Source organism: Shewanella sp. SACH, from assembly GCF_001887095.2.
GTDB classification, from domain to species: domain Bacteria; phylum Pseudomonadota; class Gammaproteobacteria; order Enterobacterales; family Shewanellaceae; genus Shewanella; species Shewanella baltica.
This window is the reverse complement of the sequence record NZ_MPDG02000005.1, coordinates 199,526-217,820: the sequence shown is the minus strand read 5'-3', so window position 1 is coordinate 217,820 and position 18,295 is coordinate 199,526. Positions and strand designations below refer to the sequence as shown.

Sequence of the window (18,295 nt, the reverse complement as noted above, 5' to 3'; positions counted from 1 at the left end):
CGTCTCATTGCAAAATTTGCAGGAATTATAAGGGGCAAAGGATATGGCAACAAGCCAATGGCGATTAATTGCATCAATCTGTTTTCTGGCGTTGACGGGTTGGAGCACCAAAGCGGTGAGTGCCGAAACCGATAAGCCGCCATTTTATCAAGTGCAATGGCAAGGAAAGAGCGCGTATCTACTGGGTTCGATTCATATTGGACGTGCCGATTTTTATCCGTTACCCACCCAAATTGAAACCGCGCTTGGCAAAGCGAAGGGCTTAGTCGTGGAAGTCGATATGAATAAAGCCGATAGCAATGCCTTGCTGCGCCAATACGGCCGCGCCGATAAAACCAAAGGTTTAGATTGGCAGAGCCGAGATAAACAAACGGTTGAGAGCATGACGCCTTACTGCGCTGCCACGGCGAATGTTTGTCAGTCGATTCAATCCTTCGCGCCTTGGCTGCAAGCCACGCAAGTTAACTTAATACGTTATAACAACTTAGGTTACAGCACGGATTATGGCGTTGATATGCAGTTGATGGCCCGTCATGCGGCTTTACCTGTGTATCAGTTAGAAACCGCCGAGTCGCAATTTCAGTTATTAGCGTCCTTTGATAGCCAAGCGCAGTGGTCTATGGTGCGTGAGGCGATTAGTACGTCGGATGCAGATCTTTTATCGTTAATTGCGGCTTGGCGCTCAGGTAATGAAGCTGAGCTTGATAGCATAATGCAGGAGCAAATGGGCGGCGAGGGCGACACTGAGATGCTAGAGAAAATTCTCTGGCGGCGAAACCATGTGATGGCCGACGGCATTATAAAATTAATGGGCTCGACTGAAGTGACTGCACCATTATTTGTGGTGGTTGGTGCGGGTCATGTGGTGGGCGATAAAAGTGTGGTGCAACTGCTAGAGCAAGCAGGCGCCAAAGTGAGCGCCTGCAGGAAACAGACTTGCGAGTAATCGCTTAGGACACAGGGTTTATAACCATGCGGGTTCAAACTGCTGGGCTTTGCCCTAAAAAGTGCACATATCGGCCGAGGGAAATGTAGGGCTCGCGTTGTGAATACTCGAGCTCCATTTGCAGCAGTTTTTGATAATCGAAATCCACTGGCTGACTCTTTTTCAAATAGTCGTGGATCACCCGCACGCCGGACTGGCTGATAAGTGACATCTGCCACTCGTTAAACCACTCTTTAACCTCTTGAATATAAAGTGGATGTGTGGGTGTTAACCGCACTTTCTTTTTCACTTTTAAATCTGCGGCGACGTAATCGAAATTACCCGACACTAAGGCATGAAAACGCATGGCCTCTTTGTTGTAAAACATCAAAGAGAATATTCCCGCGGGTTTAAGCATAGTGAGTAGGCCCGCCATCGTGGGCTTAGCATCCGTTAACCATTCGACGACTGCATGGCACAATATGATATCGAAATAGCCATGTTGCTCAACTGACAGATCTTGAATAGGCGCATGGATAAGCTGGATAGCTAATGGTTCAGGCGAGGCATCTATCTGTTCTTGCGCTTGCGCCAACATCTCCGCTGAGATATCGCACAGCACCACTTCGTGGCCGAGGCGGGCTAATTTTTGGCTAAAGTAACCAAAACCGCCGCCCGCATCTAATACTCTGAGTTTTCTATCCCCCAGTTTTGCTAGCGCAGGTGCGAGATCGCGCCATAGTACGGCGGCACGAATGTCGCCTTTAGGCGTACCATAAATGTTTTTCGCAAATTTTTGCGCGAGCTTGTCAAAATTCTTATCTTGCACGTGATAACTAGGTTAAAGAGAGTGGAACTATAGTGTGGCACAGACGTAAATTTTTCGCACTCAGGAGATGTTATTGCCGAATCGAGATGGACAGATTTACATCGTGATATTTTAATCTATTGATTTTATTAGTAGTAATTATTCCTACTAAACTTAGGGATACACAGAACTCTGTCCTCTGGGTTATAATCACGCCGTTTTCGACAAACCTGACTCTATAGCTATCCATTCGGTGAGTCAGCATCAGCCCTTATTAAGACGCAGCGCGGCCTGTTTTACACTCGTTATCAACTTGATTGAGCAGACGTTACTCGTCTGTGCGGGGTAATTTATGGCAATGCATTTATGTGCCAAGGGATAGTTAATTAAAAGGTACTCAGACTTGAATAATGCATATTGTGTTGAATTGAACGCGATGCCGTCGCTGTTTTCTCTTTATCGCAAGATCTTCTTTGGCCGTAAGCCGGGTTGGGATCAGCAACCGCTGCCCCATATTAAGGTGACCGCGCCGCATGTGACTGTGTCTGAAACTAAAGTAAGCCAATACGCGCAGGTGTGTGGTTTTCAATTTGACGGTAAAGTGCTGCCGCCAACCTATCTCTATGTGATGGCATTTCGCCTGCATGCGGTGATTTTTACCCACGATGGCATCACTTTCCCGCTGCTTGGGATGATCCACCTTAAGAACCGCATTCAAGTGTATCGCCCAGTGACGGTTGACGAGACTTTCTCCCTCGAGTGCGCCTTGACCACAAGCCGTGAGACTGATTCCGGCTTAGAGTTTGAATTTGTGTCTAAGGCGTTTGTGGGTGAAGAACTCGTTTGGGAATCGCTATCCACCTATTTATATCGTATCGATGTCGCTGGACGCCGGGTTCGTCCACCTAAAGCCATTGATATGGCGTGGGAAACGCCGCAAAGCTGGCGCTTGAGTGAAGATTTAGGTCGTCGTTATGCTAAGGCGTCTGGCGACTATAACTTGATCCACTTGCATCCAGTGCTCTCAAAACGTTTTGGTTTTGATCGCGTGCTCGCCCATGGTATGTGGTCTAAGGCCCGTTGTTTGGCGGAGTTGATGCCAAGTATCGGCGATCGTCCATTTACTGTGGATGTGACCTTTAAACTGCCACTGTTGATGCCTGCTGATGTCGGGTTTGGCTATGAGCAGAACACCGATAATATGGTATTTGAATTACGTGACAGCAAAGGCCGTCGCCCGCATTTAAGTGGCGATGTGCAGTTTTAAGTCGCACTCAATAATGCATACAACAACGGCGCCTTCTGGCGCCGTTGTTATTTATGGTTGTTGCGTTTGGGAGGTAAAAATTAAGGTACGCTGTGACCCATAGATGCCTGCCAAATACTGAACCATTGCTGGCGATCGAGCTGGATCTCATTGGAGGCAACGGCGCTCTTGATCCGCTCGATATTACCACTGCCGATAAGCGGCACGGGTCGGCTTGGTAGCATACGAACCCAGGCATAAATCACTTGGCTGATATCTTGGGCTCCCACTTGCTCGGCGATGAGCTTGAGGGTTTGATGCAAGCGAACCGCCTGTGGATTTGTGGTTTCAAAAATCTTTCCACCCGCTAAGCACGACCAAGCCATAGGCCGAATACGACGTTGCTGGCATAAATCGAGCGTACCGTCGTGTAAGGTGCTCATCGCTAGTGGCGAGAGTTCCACTTGATTGGTGACTAAAGGGGCATCTAAGCGCGATTGCAACAAGAAGAACTGTGCATTGGTGAAGTTCGATACGCCAAAATGCTGCACTTTACCTGCTTGCTTGAGGATCTTAAATGCCTCGGCGACTGCATCGGCATCCATAAGAGGATCGGGTCTGTGGATCAGCAGCAGATCTAAATAGTCGGTATTGAGCTGTTTAAGGGAATGCTCGACGCTGGCAATAATATGCTCATAGGAGGTGTCGTAGTGATTAACGTAGCGCTCAGGGCGGCAGGCAAACGCGGGTTTAATGCCGCATTTACTGACAATTTGCATCTGTTGGCGCAGTGCAGGCTTTAAGGCTAATGCCTCGCCAAACAAGGTTTCGCATTGATATTGGCCATAAATATCAGCGTGATCCATAGTGGTCACGCCTAGTTCTAGGTATTGCTCAATCAGGCTAAGGCGCTGCATGGGCGTCATGTCCCAGCTTTCCATTCGCCAGAAACCAGCAACAAATTCAGAAAAAGTAAAATGGGACTCGCTCATGCTGTTCCTCTTTGGGACTGTGTGCTTTTGACTTATAGGGCGCAGGGCAAATTATTTGATGCAGATTAAGGAATCGCTCATTAACCCTTTCGATGGCTATATATCTTAAAGCCAATCACCTAATATCCGCCCTATTCAATGAGTGTTGTGCTTAGCAACCCCTCATACTAAACCAAAGCGTATCTGAAAGGGAGAAATCGACGCATGCTGACAGATATGGATATTTCGAGTCGCGCAAGCCTTAAAAATATCACCGAACTGGGCGCCGACTTAGGCCTGTTACCCGAAGAGATGATGCTATTTGGTCACACCAAAGCCAAGGTGGAGCTTAGCGTGTTGCAGCGTTTAGCGGGGCAACGCAAAGGTAAATTGATTATCGTCACCGCAGTTACGCCTACGCCCCACGGCGAAGGTAAAACGGTGACGAGCATTGGCTTAACGCAATCGTTAAATGCCATAGGCCAAAAGGCCTGTGCTTGTATTCGTCAGCCCAGCATGGGACCTGTGTTTGGGGTGAAAGGCGGTGCTGCGGGTGGCGGTTATGCGCAAGTGGTGCCCATGCAGGAGATGAACTTACATCTCACGGGTGACATTCATGCCGTCAGCAGTGCCCACAATTTAGGGGCGGCGGCGATTGCGGCGCGGCTATTCCACGAGGCGCGCTTAGGTAAAACAGAATTTGAAGCGCAATCTGGACAAGCGTTTTTGGCTATCGATCCCAACGAGATCCGCTGGCACCGAGTGGTCGATCATAATGATCGCTGCCTTAGGCAAATTCATGTGGGCTTAGGTGATAATAACGGCCCAGAGTACGAATCCAGTTTTGATATTACCGCCGCCTCTGAGTTGATGGCGATTTTAGCCTTAAGTCATGATTTGGCGGATATGCGGGCGCGGATCGGTCGTCTAGTGTTAGCCTTAAATACCCAAGGGCAAGTGATTACCGCCGAAGACTTAGGTGTCGCTGGGGCGATGACGGCCATCATGGCCGATGCGATAAAACCGACGTTAATGCAGACCTTAAATGGCTCGCCTTGTCTGATCCACTCAGGACCCTTTGCCAATATTGCCCACGGTAACTCGTCGATCATTGCCGATGATATCGCCCTTAGGCTGGCGGACTTTGTGGTGACTGAAGGCGGTTTCGGCTCGGATATGGGCTTTGAAAAGTTCTGTAATATCAAGGTTCGTCAATCGGGTCAGGCGCCAGCCGCCGCGGTGTTGGTGACGACTTTAAAAGCGCTGAAGGCCAATAGTGGCTTGGCAACTGAGGTGGATAGCAATGTATCAAATATCCATGTGCCAAACATCAGTGCGACAAACATCAGTGCGACAAATATCAATGCCCCAGATCAGGCTCGACTCGAAGCGGGCTTTGCAAATTTAAACTGGCATATCAACAATGTGGCGCGTTATGGCATTCCTGTGGTGGTTGCTATTAACCGTTTCGCCACTGATTCCGATGCTGAGTTGCAATGGCTAATGGAAGCCGTCAACGCGAGTGCTGCCTTTGGCTGTGAAATTAGCGATGCCTTCATCCAAGGGGAAGCGGGCGCTATCGCCTTAGCACAAACTGTGGTTCGCGCCGCTGAAACTGAGAGTCAGTTCAAGCTGTTATATCCAGATGAAGCGTCATTGGAAGCAAAGTTATCCACCTTAGCCGAAGTGGGTTATGGCGCTGCAGGCGTGAGTCTTTCTATCGAGGCGAAACAGCAGGCGCAGCAACTGACCGCGCTTGGCTATGGACATTTGCCCCTGTGTATGGCTAAAACGCCGTTATCCATTAGCCACGATCCTAGCTTAAAGGGTGTTCCTAAGGATTTTGTGGTGCCAGTGCGAGAGTTAGTGTTACATGCGGGGGCGGGATTTATAACTGCCTTAGTGGGTAATGTGATGACTATGCCAGGACTTGGGCTTAAACCGGGATACTTGAAAATCGATATTGATGCCAAAGGTGAGATAGTCGGTTTAGGCTAACGTTTAGATTCAAAACTAACATTTCAATGAAAACTCACGCTTAGATGCAAAAGCGCTGCAGAGATAAAAAAGGGCGAGCTTGCTGCTACGCCCTTTGACTCTGGTTTAACGTGCTAATGCTGGTTTAACGCTCTAGCGCTGGTTTTAGAAAGGTTACTTCGTGGTTTGATAGATATGCACATCGCGCTGCGGGAACGGAATGCTGATCCCTTCGGCGTCGAAACGCATTTTCACTTCACGGGTAATGTCCCAATACACTTCCCAATAATCTTCCGGTTTTGCCCAAGGGCGCACGATAAAGTCGACCGAAGATTCACCCAGCAGATGCAGCTTAATCGTCGGCGCAGGCAGTGCCTGCACTTTGGGATGCGCCTCGACGATGGATTTGAGAATAGCTTCAGCATGTTCGATATTGTCGCTGTAACCAATACCAAATGTCATATCCACTCGACGTTGGTGCTCGGCCGTGATGTTGTTAATAGTGTCGCCCCAAATCTTATTGTTAGGAATAATAAGACGTTGGTTATCCATGGTTTTAATCGTAGTCGAGACCAGACTCATGTGGCTTACTCGACCCGTGACGCCAGCGGCGTTGATTAAATCACCCACATCGTAGGGACGATAAATTAAGATCATCATGCCAGAGGCAAAATTCGACAGGGTATCTTGCAGGGCAAAACCAATAATCACACCCGCAATACCAAAGCCTGCGAGTAGCGGCCCAAGTTCGATCCCAAGCTGGGACAGGGCGACCAACAGTCCTATGGTAAAGACGGCTTTGCCTGATAGCGAGGTGAAGAAGTCTTGTAATAACTTGCTCAAATTCAACTTAGAATTGCTAACGGTATTCTTCACGATCTGTTTGGCTAACTTGCCGGCTAGACCCGCGATAATTAAGATCAAGCAGAATACAAACAACTTAAACACGACGGTAGGGCCATGATTTATCGCTTGTTCCTGCGCTGTATTCAGCCACTGCTCGACTAAGCTCGAGGCCACATCAAAGCTCAACACGTCCTGAGTAATATCGCCTGACACACTGAACAAGGTCTTTTTCAGCGCGGCGGTGTCTTGGCCTAAAGCATCGAGTAAGTTGATGTCGATATTTAAGCTTTGGCTATTTTGGGCCAAACGTTCCTTTAGCATCATCACATGGCTAGTTTGCGCCGACGTGACATCTTTACCGGCATTGGTTGCGGTATCGACCGCGGCTTGCAGTTGCTGCTGGGTGTAAGTCACTAAACTTTCTAGCATATCTGCACGCGCAATCAAGATTTGCAGCAGGGACTCTTGTGCTTCGCTAACATCTTGGCCAACCTGTTCGAGCCAATTGAGTGTCTCGAGTTGCTGTTTGTAATAGGTGTCTTTGTCTAATTCGCGCTTAGATATATCGAGCAGAATTGCATCATCTGTACCCGAGCCTAGTTGCTGCTCCAATTTATCAATGTTGTCATCGATATAGGTATCAATCTGTTGGATGTAGTTCAGTTGTCCTTGGATCAATGGCTGCAGAAAAGCACTGTCGATCGGCGTTGCTTCGAGCAAATCTTTAATCTTATTACGTAACTGTAACGTTTTGTTTTGAATGCGATATTCGACAATCGTTTTCAACTCACCTTTGGCATGTTTCAGCTTATGGATATCGGTATCGATAGCCTGTTGCAACATAGCCAGTTCGGCTTTGACCGCCACAGGTGTGGTTGATGTGCTTTCGGTTGCCGCGACAGGTTCGGCTTGCGCTGGGGATGAGAGACTTAATAATGGGATAAACAGGGCAAACACTAGAGCGAGGTAGCGATGCATAGGTGTGATCTTAAATAGAAATATGTCTGAGTATGATAGTGGCTGCCGGATTGACTGTAAAACGTCGTTGAGTGAAATTTGCTTCGGAGCTAAGGTTTTTTGTAGCAAGGGTGTATTTGGCTTACTGCTGGGCTCGTGGTTTTCCCCGCATTTTCGACAAGATTAGCCTTTTATCAGTATTTGCAGGCCGCACTCTGGCAGGGATCTGGTAAACTTGCGCATCGCTATTTAGGAATCGTGTTTTCATGTTGTGTTCCCATTGTAATCAGTACATCAAGGTCAGTGACATCACCCAACAAAGAGGCAAAGGCTTCGACGCCCAAGTGCGTTGTCCCTACTGCACCGCTTGGTTAGGCCGTAGCCCAACATTGGCTAAGCTTAAGTTATTAGGCTTTTATTTGAGTGTGTTTACAGCGGGATACAGTTATTTCGATGCCTCAGTGCGGCACTTTGCGATCCCTGTGATGATTTTTTCGCTGATGTTGTTGTTCGTGAGTCACTTTATGGACCAAGTGATCACCATTGAAGCGCCGGAACCCGTCGATGATAGTGACCAAAGACAGAAGTACCGATAACAAAGCAATAAGACAATCTGCTGAGGCAGAAATGATTCGAGCGCCTATAGTGGGCGCTCAAGGTATAGCGAAAAAGGAGTTTACCCAGGCGAATTACCGCCACAGAGTGTGACTCCAGGTTTACTGAACGACTTGTTCTTGGGCCGCTAAGGAATGCTCAACGTAATAAATTCCACCAAATATCACCACGCTGAAAATCACTATCCCTAAGATAAGCCCTAAGTTTTCACGAAAAAATGCTAGCATGAGAGTTGCCTTTTGGTGGTTAAAAACGGACGCCATATCGAGCTCAATTTCGCCGTTGTGCTCGCTGACATAAAAACTAAATACACTATAGTTACACTCACTTAAGCTAATCTTAAATGTACTCTTTTACCAGCACTCCCGTAAGGTTTCGCCGTTATGTACGAGGCAAGTTGCTGCTAAGATTACCCTGCTCAAATATCTTGTAACCTTTTGCAAAGTAATTACCTTATTGCAACTTGCTATGGCCCTGACATAGACTTATGCAACTTTTTAACTATGGGGACGACTGAGTGAGACTTAAACGTCACATTAGACGCACGATTTCGATATGGCTTTCGGCCATCTTGATATTGCTGTCTTTTGCCGCCTCAGCCCATAGTGTGACCCATCTTGACGATGGGGCTAAGACCCACTGTACCCTGTGCTTCCATCAGCACCAGCTTAACAAGATTCTATTGACCCAACCGCTGACGTTCAATTTAGGCGTGCAGCATTTCGATGTGGTCGAATTTGTTTTACCCCCCTCCATTTCTGAACACGTCAGTGTTTATCGCAGTCGTGCGCCACCTGCCACGCTCTAAATCAACTCAAACATTTTAACTTATTGTATTTCTTGATGACTTTATATTAGTCGTCGAGTGCTAGTTGTATTTTGGAGATATCATGACTGTTTTAAATACCCGAATTTCTTTGGTGGCTTTGGCGTGTGCGTTTGTTTCGCCTAGCCTATTGGCTGAAGATTCGAGCCTCACGAACCCAGCGATCAGTGCCGTATTAAATGGTTACTATCAAACGGGTGAGCGTCCATTAGCCGAGAGCCCGGATGGCTTTGGTTTAGGTGAGACCGAGCTGGCCCTGAGCGCCAATATCGATGATATGTTTTACGGTAAAGTCACAGCTGTGGTTGAGATGCATGACGGTGACACTGAGCTGAATCTTGAAGAAGCCTTCATTCAAACCATGGCGATGCCTGCGGGCTTTTCTATCCGCGGCGGTCGTTTCCTATCGGACATTGGTTACCTCAATAACCAACATTTACACACAGATTCTTTCACCGACCGTCCTGTGGTTTACCGTGCATTTTTAGGCGGCCATTATTTTGATGATGGTATACGTTTCAACTACGTAGCACCGACTGACTTGTATTGGACTATGGGCGTTGAAGCCTTTAAGGGCGACAGTTTACGTGCCGCCGATGAGCATGGTGAGCGTGAGTTTAAGAAGGTCGGCGTTTATACCTTGTACTCAAAAATCGGTGGCGACATCGGCGATAACAGCTCTTGGCAGGCGGGTTTAAGTTACCTGCGTAACGAGAATGGCCAAGTGACCGCCCATGAAGAAGGCGAACATGAAGATGAGCATGACCATGGTGATGAGCACGCAGGCCATAGCCACGCCGCATCTTACACAGGTAAAAATACCTATGGTGCTGATTTTGTTTATAAGTGGGCGCCTAACGGTAACTACAAATATCAGAATCTTACTGTGAGCGGCGAGTATTATCGGGTGAGCGACTTTACCCCTATCGATCTGTATCCTGAGGATGCGCCAAGCCAAGATTACCACCAAGGTTGGTATCTGAGCAGTGTGTACCAATTTACGCCGAGCTGGTCAGCGGGTGTGCGTTATGGTGAAGCGGATACCCAAGAGCTCCATGGCGATCATTTCCATGGGCAGAAGTTGAAAGAATCTGAGGTGAGTTTGGCTTGGCACTCTAGCCACTTCTCGACGGTTCGTTTCCAGTATACCAATCAAAAGGGTACTAACTTCGACGGAATTGAAGACGATAACATCTTCACTATTCAATACATTATGTCTCTGGGGGCTCACGGTGCGCATCAATTCTAATTTAGCTAAATTGGCCGCAGTGGCCTTATCTGTCACTTATACCGGTTTTGCCCACGCCGAACTGAACGTGTTTGCCTGTGAACCTGAATATGCAGCATTAGCGAAGGAGCTGGCTCCTACGGCGAGCATCTATTCGGCAACAACGGCATTGCAGGACCCGCACCAAGTGCAGGCGCGTCCGAGTTTGATCGCCAAAATGCGTCAGGCGGATCTTGTGGTCTGCGCTGGTGCCGATCTTGAAGTCGGTTGGTTGCCTATGCTGCAGATGAAGTCGGCAAACGCGAATGTGCGCTCGACCGATCAAGGCTTATTTTTCGCCGCCGATCAAATCGAGACCTTAGATAAGCTGGCCAGTGTCGATCGCAGCATGGGTGATGTGCATGCCCAAGGCAATCCACATATCCATTTTGACCCGACGCGGCTGTTAAAAGTCGCCACGGCACTGAGTGCTAAGCTGACTCAGTTAGATCCTGCTGGCGCGGCCGATTATCAAAAGTCACTGGCAGATTTTACCACTCGCTGGCAAGCCGCAGTCCCGCGTTGGGAAGAGCAAGCTAAGAGATTACAAGGTAAAAAAGTGATCGCTTACCACTCAAGCTTCAGATACTTATTCAACTGGATTGGTATCGAGCAAGTGGCAGATTTAGAGCCTAAACCGGGTTTAGCTCCGACTAGCGGCCACTTAGCGAGTCTGCTGACGCGCGCCGAACAAGGGGATATTCTGGCGGTGGTCGTGGCCTCTTATCAGGACGAGCGCGGTGCAAAATGGCTGGGTGAAAAAGCGAACTTGCCCGTGGTGATGTTGCCTATGTCTGTGGGTGGCAACGATAAGAGCCAAGATTTATTTAGCCTTTATGACAGCGTGATTTCCCTCTTAAATGGAGTGAAATAAACCTATGTTTGATCTTGAACTGATGTCGATTCTGTTGCCTGCATTGGCAGCGGGGATCTTAGTGTTGTCGACGCATATTGTACTTGGAAGACAAGTACTTAAGCGTGGCATCATCTTTATCGATTTAGCGATAGCGCAAGTTGCCGCCTTAGGCGCGATTGTCGCTCACATGGACCACAGATTAGAAGACATGCCGTTTGCTAATGTGTGGATGCCAGCACTGTTTGCCCTCGCGGGCGCAGGGTTTATCGCTTGGTTATCTAAGCGGATGGCGGGTGAGTTGGAGGCAATGATTGGCTGCTTTTATGTGTTGTCTGCGGTAGCGGCTATGTTGCTGCTGGCGAACGACCCACACGGCGCCGAGCTGTTAAAGCAATTGATGTCAGGTCAGATCCTGTGGGTGAGTTGGTCACAACTGATTTTGCCGGCAGTGGTGTATTCACTGGTGTTATTGGCGATATTCCTGCGTCCCCAGATGTTGGATGGTGCAGGGTTTTATCTGCTATTTGCGCTGGTCATTACCTTGTCGGTTGAATTAGTTGGCGTTTATCTGGTGTTCAGTACCTTGATATTGCCCGCTTTAGCACTGAACAAGTACCGCGGTAAAGGTCGGTTATTTTACGCTTACCTCGTCGGTTTGTTGGGCTATGTTCTAGGATTAGTCCTGTCGGCGACGTTAGATCTGCCCAGCGGTGCGGCGATTGTCGCGACTTTGGCCGTGAGCGCCTTAGTGATCCGTTTTGTGTTAGCTAAAGCTGCGCCTCAGGCAACGGGATCTGAAATCCTGCCAAAGCACCACGCTTAGATAAATATTGATATAAAAGCCCATCTATACACTGGATTTTCAGTATATCGATGGGCTTTTTTGCTTGCTTGTTAGCAAGTCAGCTTACAGATGTAAACAATATATTGAGTCCCAAAGCCATGGTGGATATACTGTCGCCACTTTTATAGTCGGAGTAAATCGTGCTTTTAATCGTCAGATCAATGCTGTTGGCGGTGTCATTGTTGCTTGCCTTTATTTTTGGTGGCTTAGTGTGTTTATTAAGACCTCGGCACCGCGACAATGTACATATGTTCGCCAAGATCTTCTCATCGGTCGCTCCGATCCTTGGGATCAAAGTGATTGTACGTCGACATAAAGATGTGCAGGATGGCCCCTATATTTTCCTCGCAAATCATCAGAATAACTTCGATCTTTTCACTCACACGACAGCGGTACCTAAAGGGACTGTGAGTTTGGGCAAGAAGAGTTTGGCGTGGATGCCATTATTCGGTCAAATTTATTGGTTGTCAGGGAATATTCTGATCGACCGCAAAAACCGTCATAGTGCCTTTGATACTATGGCGAAAACCGTGGAAAAAATTAAACAGAAGAATTTGTCTGTGTGGATTTTCCCTGAAGGCACACGTTCTCGTGGGCGCGGTTTGTTACCTTTTAAAGCGGGCGCTTTCCATACTGCGATTGCGGCGGGAGTGCCTGTTGTGCCGGTATTGGCCTCGTGCCAAAGCCACATTAAGCTCAATCGCTGGAATAACGGTGTAGTCATTATCGATATGATGGCACCTGTGCCGACAGCTGGTTTAGATAAAGCCGATGTGAAAAACTTTTCTGCGCAAATCCATGCCAGCATGTCGGCGAGATTTGCTGAGATAAATCAAGAGGCGGCAGCACTTATGGGTAAAACTCTCGCGAGTGATGACGTATAATATACCCAAGCTACCTGAAGATACGAGTTTCAGAGCGCCTAGGGTGCTTCAATTCAAGGTGCATCAATGAAAGAATGTCGGTCACCTTTTGAATTGATGCAACACGGAAATGGAGTGCCCTAGGCGCTCCGTCCCGGCGGGTTTTAACGCACTTTATGCTGAGTTGGTTATTTTTAACTTAGCCCACTAGGTCTGCAAATAACCGCCTTGCCTAAAGTGCGTTAAATTCCCGCTGAATCCTGCATCTTCAGGTTGTTTGGGTATAATGCCAATTTGAGCCAGATTTACCTTAACGGAGACAAATCCATGTCTATTGAAAGTCAGTTAAAAGCCCAACTTGCAGAGAATCGTGACATAGTGCAAGCCCTGCTTGACGATGGCTCAGAGCCTGATGCGGAATATATTATTGAGCATCACTTTTCATCGACCAATTTCGATCGTCTCGAAAAAGCCGCAGTAGATGCCTTTAAATTAGGTTTTGAGGTAAACGACGCTGAAGAAATGGAACTGGAAGATGGTTCAATTATTTTCTGTTTCGATGCTGTCGCGCACCACAAACTAGAAGTTGAATTACTGGATAAAGCCGCAGAACAACTGCTGCAATTAGCAGTAAAACAGAAAGTGGAATATGACGGTTGGGGCACCTATTTCGTCGGTGATGAAATGGATGACGACGAAGAAGATGAAGACGACGAAGAAGATGATGGTTTCCCTCATTAATTCGTACGTGAATATCTAATCTGTACCGTTTTAAATAAAAATGCCCATCTATGATGGGCATTTTTATTGGGTGAATATGTTAGTCTTGGGTCGTTTTGTTCACACTGGTACTGGTATGCAAAACGCTGCAATTACGGCCTTTTTGCTTGGCTTCGTACAGCGCTTTATCGGAGCAAGAAATCCAGCTTGAGCTGCTGGTGATGTGGGAACCAATTTCGCACACACCTAAACTCACAGTCACAGAGATCTTCAGGCTTTCATACAGAATGACGGATGCGGCGATTTTTTCCCTGAGTCGCTCGGTGAAATACATGGCATCGGCGCCGCTGGTTTTGGGTAATACGACTGCAAATTCTTCGCCGCCATAACGTCCGGCGCAATCGGTCTCACGCAGGGATTGGCTGAGTAAGTGGGCGATATGCTGGATCACTTTATCACCCGCAACATGACCATAGCTGTCGTTGATATGTTTAAAGTTATCGATATCTATCATCACTAAACTTGCCATGCCTGAGTAGCGGGCATATATATCGTACTCATGGTCTAAACATTCTTGCCAATGGCGACGGTTATGCAGCTGAGTCAGGCCATCGGTTTGGCTTAGGCGCTCGAGTTGCTCGTTCGCGGCTTTAAGTTGTAACTTGTTGATGGCGATATCAGTCACATCATAAATAATCACGCTGATATGGGTCACTTGTCCTGTGAGCGATGCCAGTGGCAACAAGGTCACGTTTTGGTACATGTAGTCAGCACGGCCCGTGATCGGGCGGTAGTTTTTAAATTGGAAAACGTACGGCCTTTGTTCCCAGCTGATAAAAGCACGGTTTTTAAGCATAAAAACCGATTCCATTTTCTGCTTTAACCAAGTGGCGGGCAGATCGGGGAAGCGGGTAAACAGGTTTTGACCTTTGATCGAATTAGGGGAAACACCGCTGTGATTCTCCATAAAACCGTTCCACAGCTGGATATTGTAATGGCGATCTAATACCACTAATCCCACCTCTATGGTTTGCACCATATCGATGAGCCAGTGTAGTTCGTTCATTGCGCTTTGGTCATTTGACATAGGATAAAATCCAACTGGTTAATCGAGTAAATAGCCGAGTTTATAGCTAAGTGTGGGGATAGAATCCTCGGTGAAGAGCAGTAACAAATCGCATTGAATATTATGATCTTCAATCCGATAGTTGATCTCCATAGCCAAAGTTCGCTGCCATTTCTCTGAATTATCATGGATCAGATCGTTAACCGTGCAGTGCCGTCCTAGCACGACAGGGTGAGCCTGACTAAATTTCATGTCGAGCTGTTCAGAAATGCCGTTAAGGAAGGCGCCGATCAGCACGTTTCCGGTATCGATCAGGACTTCTATCTCAGTATTTTTATCTTCAGGATTGGCTAATCCCATCAGCTTGGCCATGTCCTTAAAGCTGGAATCATGGAACAAGAGCAGGGCTTCACCCGCAATCCCCGCCCCAATAAAACCTTGGCAAAGAGCCGATACGGTCGAGCTTTCTTCCGTAGCCTTGAGTGCCATGGTCAACTCACTCACCTCAAGCACGTTCACATTGGGGATGGGCAGTAATACGAATACATCGAGTAACTTAGCTAACAGATCGGCGGCGCGGCCCATGGCGACGTTGGCAATTTCTTGGCAAGCGTCACGCATATCGACTTTGATCATCGGGACTTCGTCGGCGATATCTTTCTGCGTCAGGGTTAAGATGCCGTAATCTTGCAAAATGTTGCTGATGGCATCGGCGCTAACGGGTTTTTGAATAAAATCTAATGCGCCTAAGGCTTTGACTCGCTCGTGAGCTTTGATTTGAATGTCGCCAGAGACCACAATGATCAGCGCGGGGAGATCCTGCTGCTGCACAGTTTGCAGTACTTCATAACCGTCCATCACTGGCATGTTGAGATCGAGAAACACCACTTCGCCTTTTCCGGCTCGGATAGCATCAAGGCCTTCGGCCCCATTGGTCGCATAAGTAATTTCCACATCCCACTCTTTTGGGAGCGTGCGGGCCATTTGCTTACGCGCCATGGCGGAATCGTCACAGATGAGTACAGATATTGACATGCTGACTAGTGATCCTTATTTGCCCATTAATTGAAGATAACACTTATTTTTCAGGTCCGACTGACGAATTGCGTTCTTCGGGCAAGTCTGATTTATATCTTCTAGATGTAACTTATAGATATTATTGATTAATTTCGTTTTTTCGCTGACATTAAAATTTGACTCATTATTGAATCATATGATGCAAAATCTTAAATCGAGCTGGCTAATTTTTAGCAAATAACAAGGATGTAGCGCATAAAAAAGGACGATTGAGTCCATTTGTTTGTGGCTTTATCCTTAGCGGCAAGTACAGTGCTACATAAGTGTTGATGTTGGCGGCGAGGTAACTTCATTGCCGAGTTCGATAAGTCTATCTCATCGAAAGATACATTAGGATTACCGCACGTAGTGGCGACAGCCTAACATAAGTTGCCTTCAGTCCATGTTTGAATTGGCAATATTTTGACTCAAGTCAAAAAACAGGCTCATGTTATATCTTTTAGTGAATTATTCCAAACGTGTTAACATTTATTCTGGACTGACCAGTAACGGAATATTTCATGAGTGGCCAAAGTGTACAAGTCAAAATCGATGATGGCATCGCCTATGTGTTGCTTAATCGTCCTGAAAAAATGAATGCGATTAATTATTTAATGTTTAGTGAGCTCGACCGTGCGATTAAACAGATCAAATCCAATCGTGGGGTGCGAGCGGTGATCGTCTCGGGTGCGGGGGGCAATTTTAGCTCTGGGCTCGATGTCAAAAGCGTGATGTCGGCCCCCATGCAGGCGGTAAAATTACTGTTTAAGGGCTTACCGGGGAATGCGAACTTGGCCCAGCGGGTGTCATTAGGTTGGCAAAACTTGCCCGTACCTGTGATTGCCGTACTTGAAGGCTGTTGCTATGGCGGCGGTATGCAAATCGCCTTGGGCGCAGATGTGCGCATTGCCAGCCATGACTGTAAGTTATCGATTATGGAAGCGAAATGGGGACTCGTGCCCGATATGGCTGGGTTGGTCGCGTTAAGGCAAATCATGCCTAAGGATCAAGCCATGCTGCTGAGCCTGACGGCAAAAGTGCTTGAGGGCAATGAAGCGCAGGCCTTAGGACTCGTGACGCAAGTGAGCGAGACGCCGATGGAGTCGGCTCAACAATTGGCGCAGCAACTGATGCAAACCTCACCGGATGCGGCAGCGGCCATCAAACTCAGCATTAACCGCAGTTGGACGGCTTCAGTGCGTAGCCTGCTTTGCCGTGAGTCGATTAGTCAGATTCGGTTATTGTTAGGCAAAAATTGCAAGATAGCGGCGACGCGTCAGCTGAAAGATCCGCAGAAACCTTATCAAGATCGTCAGTCGGGTTGGTAATGCTATTTTGTCTGAATTAGCTTAAATCGCCGTTGTTACTGCGCGCCGCTCATTCGGGCGGAAAAGCCTTTAATCGCATTTAAACAATTCTGCCATGCGCTCTCGTTATCTAAATTGAGCGCTAAGCTGGTTTGGCGGTAGTTAGGGCTTTTTAAGGTCACGGCTAAAATCTTACGATTAGCGGCCGTTTCTAATGAGGCGGGATGACCGTCTGGCGATTGGATATCTAAAATCGGCAGCGTGAGTTTCGCCAGTTGCTCCGCGAGTGCTTGGTTGAGCTTTTCATCCTCGCGATAGGGATTGATGACGATCAGCACATCGGGATCGGCAATCTTCTTTTGGCTCAATAGGCTAATCAATAATCCTGCGCTTTGGTCGGCGGTGATCAAAATGCGTTTGCCCGCATAGTCTGCGCCGACCGCATCTAATTGCGACATGCTTTGGACCAGAAAGTCTTCCTGCTCTTGCAGATGTTTGCTGTTATCTTCGGGCTTGATTTTAGGGCTAGGTTTGTTGGACGGTGAGCTTAATTGCGCGGCGCCGGGCGAGGTGACTTCGGTGGCGGCGGTGGCAAAATTGGCCGCAGGCAGTTCAGTTGGCGGGGTTAAACTTAAGCTGGCCCAACCGGCAGGATTGATATTACGGCGTACAAACGCCATCAATCCCGGTGCATCTGCCGTGCCGTTAGTGGCGGGCAGAATGATCGCCGCACCGAGTTTCTTTTTTCCTTCCCATGGTCGCACCAACAAATCGTAGGGCTGATTGTCTATGGTAATTTGTTTGACTTCATTCTCAGGTAAATAGCGGTTATTTAATTTTTTGGCACTGACTTCTGCTGGCGTTGGCGTTGGCGTAGCTGTTGCTGGGTCTGCCGCGCGGGAAGAGATGGCTGTGAAACCAAGTAGGAGGCAAAAGAGAAGCGAAATAATGCGTGCCATAGAATTGATAACCACCTGTGTAGTCTCATTAATTCATCAGTGCTTGAGTATAACCTGAACAATTACCAAAAAGTGAACTTTCCTCGCCAAAGAGTCGCGCCTCATCATTTGGGATAATCACGTTAATTGGGAAGACGCTGCTGAACATCAAAAGCCGCTTATTATAGAAAACCACTTTGAATCGAA

General features: G+C 47.7%; 18 protein-coding genes. 11 read left to right on the top strand and 7 right to left on the bottom strand.

Annotated elements, in window-relative coordinates:
* Positions 1-43: 43 nt before the first annotated feature.
* Positions 44-946 (top strand): TraB/GumN family protein, encoded by a 903-nt coding sequence (locus tag BM607_RS17760; protein WP_071939997.1) that lies wholly within the window; start codon positions 44-46, stop codon positions 944-946.
* A 34-nt stretch (positions 947-980) separates the two neighbouring features.
* Here the strand turns inward: BM607_RS17760 and BM607_RS17755 are convergent, their stop codons facing one another.
* On the bottom strand, positions 981-1,754 hold the full coding sequence (locus tag BM607_RS17755) for a methyltransferase domain-containing protein (protein WP_071939996.1): 774 nt from the start codon (positions 1,752-1,754) through the stop codon (positions 981-983).
* A 415-nt stretch (positions 1,755-2,169) separates the two neighbouring features.
* Here BM607_RS17755 and BM607_RS17750 point away from each other — a divergent pair, with 415 nt between their 5' ends.
* The gene (locus BM607_RS17750) at positions 2,170-3,000 is read left to right on the top strand and encodes a MaoC/PaaZ C-terminal domain-containing protein (protein ID WP_011845701.1); all 831 of its coding nucleotides are present in this window, start codon (positions 2,170-2,172) and stop codon (positions 2,998-3,000) included.
* Between the two features lie 80 nt (positions 3,001-3,080).
* Here the strand turns inward: BM607_RS17750 and BM607_RS17745 are convergent, their stop codons facing one another.
* Positions 3,081-3,971, bottom strand: coding sequence for an aldo/keto reductase (locus BM607_RS17745; protein WP_071939995.1), 891 nt, complete (start codon positions 3,969-3,971; stop codon positions 3,081-3,083).
* Between the two features lie 204 nt (positions 3,972-4,175).
* On the opposite strand from BM607_RS17745, the gene BM607_RS17740 reads away from it, so the two are divergent.
* On the top strand, positions 4,176-5,948 hold the full coding sequence (locus BM607_RS17740) for a formate--tetrahydrofolate ligase (RefSeq protein WP_071939994.1): 1,773 nt from the start codon (positions 4,176-4,178) through the stop codon (positions 5,946-5,948).
* Positions 5,949-6,101: 153 nt separating this feature from the next.
* Here the strand turns inward: BM607_RS17740 and BM607_RS17735 are convergent, their stop codons facing one another.
* A complete protein-coding gene (locus BM607_RS17735) occupies positions 6,102-7,751 on the bottom strand; it encodes a mechanosensitive ion channel family protein (protein ID WP_071939993.1) in 1,650 nt (549 codons plus the stop codon).
* A 245-nt stretch (positions 7,752-7,996) separates the two neighbouring features.
* Between BM607_RS17735 and BM607_RS17730 the strand changes: the two genes are divergently transcribed.
* A complete protein-coding gene (locus tag BM607_RS17730; protein ID WP_071939992.1) occupies positions 7,997-8,326 on the top strand; it encodes a hypothetical protein in 330 nt (109 codons plus the stop codon).
* Positions 8,327-8,446: 120 nt separating this feature from the next.
* On the opposite strand, the gene BM607_RS22260 is transcribed toward BM607_RS17730, so the two are convergent.
* Entirely contained in the window at positions 8,447-8,572 is a 126-nt protein-coding gene (locus BM607_RS22260; protein ID WP_086010635.1) for a hypothetical protein, read from the bottom strand.
* 290 nt (positions 8,573-8,862) lie between these two features.
* Here BM607_RS22260 and BM607_RS17720 point away from each other — a divergent pair, with 290 nt between their 5' ends.
* The 6 genes from BM607_RS17720 to rraB all read left to right on the top strand — a co-directional run bounded on the left by BM607_RS17720 (position 8,863) and on the right by rraB (position 13,742).
* On the top strand, positions 8,863-9,153 hold the full coding sequence (locus BM607_RS17720) for a hypothetical protein (RefSeq protein ID WP_006084230.1): 291 nt from the start codon (positions 8,863-8,865) through the stop codon (positions 9,151-9,153).
* Between the two features lie 82 nt (positions 9,154-9,235).
* Positions 9,236-10,420, top strand: a complete 1,185-nt coding sequence (locus BM607_RS17715) for a hypothetical protein (protein WP_071939991.1) — start codon at positions 9,236-9,238, stop codon at positions 10,418-10,420.
* A complete protein-coding gene (locus BM607_RS17710; RefSeq protein WP_071939990.1) occupies positions 10,404-11,312 on the top strand; it encodes a zinc ABC transporter substrate-binding protein in 909 nt (302 codons plus the stop codon). Before BM607_RS17715 ends, BM607_RS17710 begins: the two co-directional genes overlap by 17 nt.
* A gap of 4 nt (positions 11,313-11,316) precedes the next feature.
* The gene (locus tag BM607_RS17705) at positions 11,317-12,117 is read left to right on the top strand and encodes a metal ABC transporter permease (protein ID WP_071939989.1); all 801 of its coding nucleotides are present in this window, start codon (positions 11,317-11,319) and stop codon (positions 12,115-12,117) included.
* A 161-nt stretch (positions 12,118-12,278) separates the two neighbouring features.
* Positions 12,279-13,022 (top strand): 1-acylglycerol-3-phosphate O-acyltransferase, encoded by a 744-nt coding sequence (locus tag BM607_RS17700; protein ID WP_012090274.1) that lies wholly within the window; start codon positions 12,279-12,281, stop codon positions 13,020-13,022.
* 306 nt (positions 13,023-13,328) lie between these two features.
* Entirely contained in the window at positions 13,329-13,742 is a 414-nt protein-coding gene (gene rraB, locus BM607_RS17690) for a ribonuclease E inhibitor RraB (protein ID WP_071939988.1), read from the top strand.
* 79 nt (positions 13,743-13,821) lie between these two features.
* Here the strand turns inward: rraB and BM607_RS17685 are convergent, their stop codons facing one another.
* Together BM607_RS17685 and BM607_RS17680 are read right to left on the bottom strand one after the other, a co-directional pair.
* Positions 13,822-14,808, bottom strand: a complete 987-nt coding sequence (locus BM607_RS17685) for a sensor domain-containing diguanylate cyclase (protein WP_006080017.1) — start codon at positions 14,806-14,808, stop codon at positions 13,822-13,824.
* Positions 14,809-14,826: 18 nt separating this feature from the next.
* Entirely contained in the window at positions 14,827-15,822 is a 996-nt protein-coding gene (locus BM607_RS17680) for a response regulator (protein ID WP_006080020.1), read from the bottom strand.
* A gap of 542 nt (positions 15,823-16,364) precedes the next feature.
* On the opposite strand from BM607_RS17680, the gene BM607_RS17675 reads away from it, so the two are divergent.
* Positions 16,365-17,171, top strand: coding sequence for a crotonase/enoyl-CoA hydratase family protein (locus tag BM607_RS17675; protein WP_071939987.1), 807 nt, complete (start codon positions 16,365-16,367; stop codon positions 17,169-17,171).
* Positions 17,172-17,206: 35 nt separating this feature from the next.
* Here the strand turns inward: BM607_RS17675 and BM607_RS17670 are convergent, their stop codons facing one another.
* Positions 17,207-18,109 carry a DUF3530 family protein gene (locus BM607_RS17670; protein WP_012090269.1) on the bottom strand — a complete coding sequence of 301 codons (903 nt, stop codon included), beginning with the start codon at positions 18,107-18,109 and terminating at the stop codon, positions 17,207-17,209.
* Between the last annotated feature and the right edge of the window lie 186 nt (positions 18,110-18,295).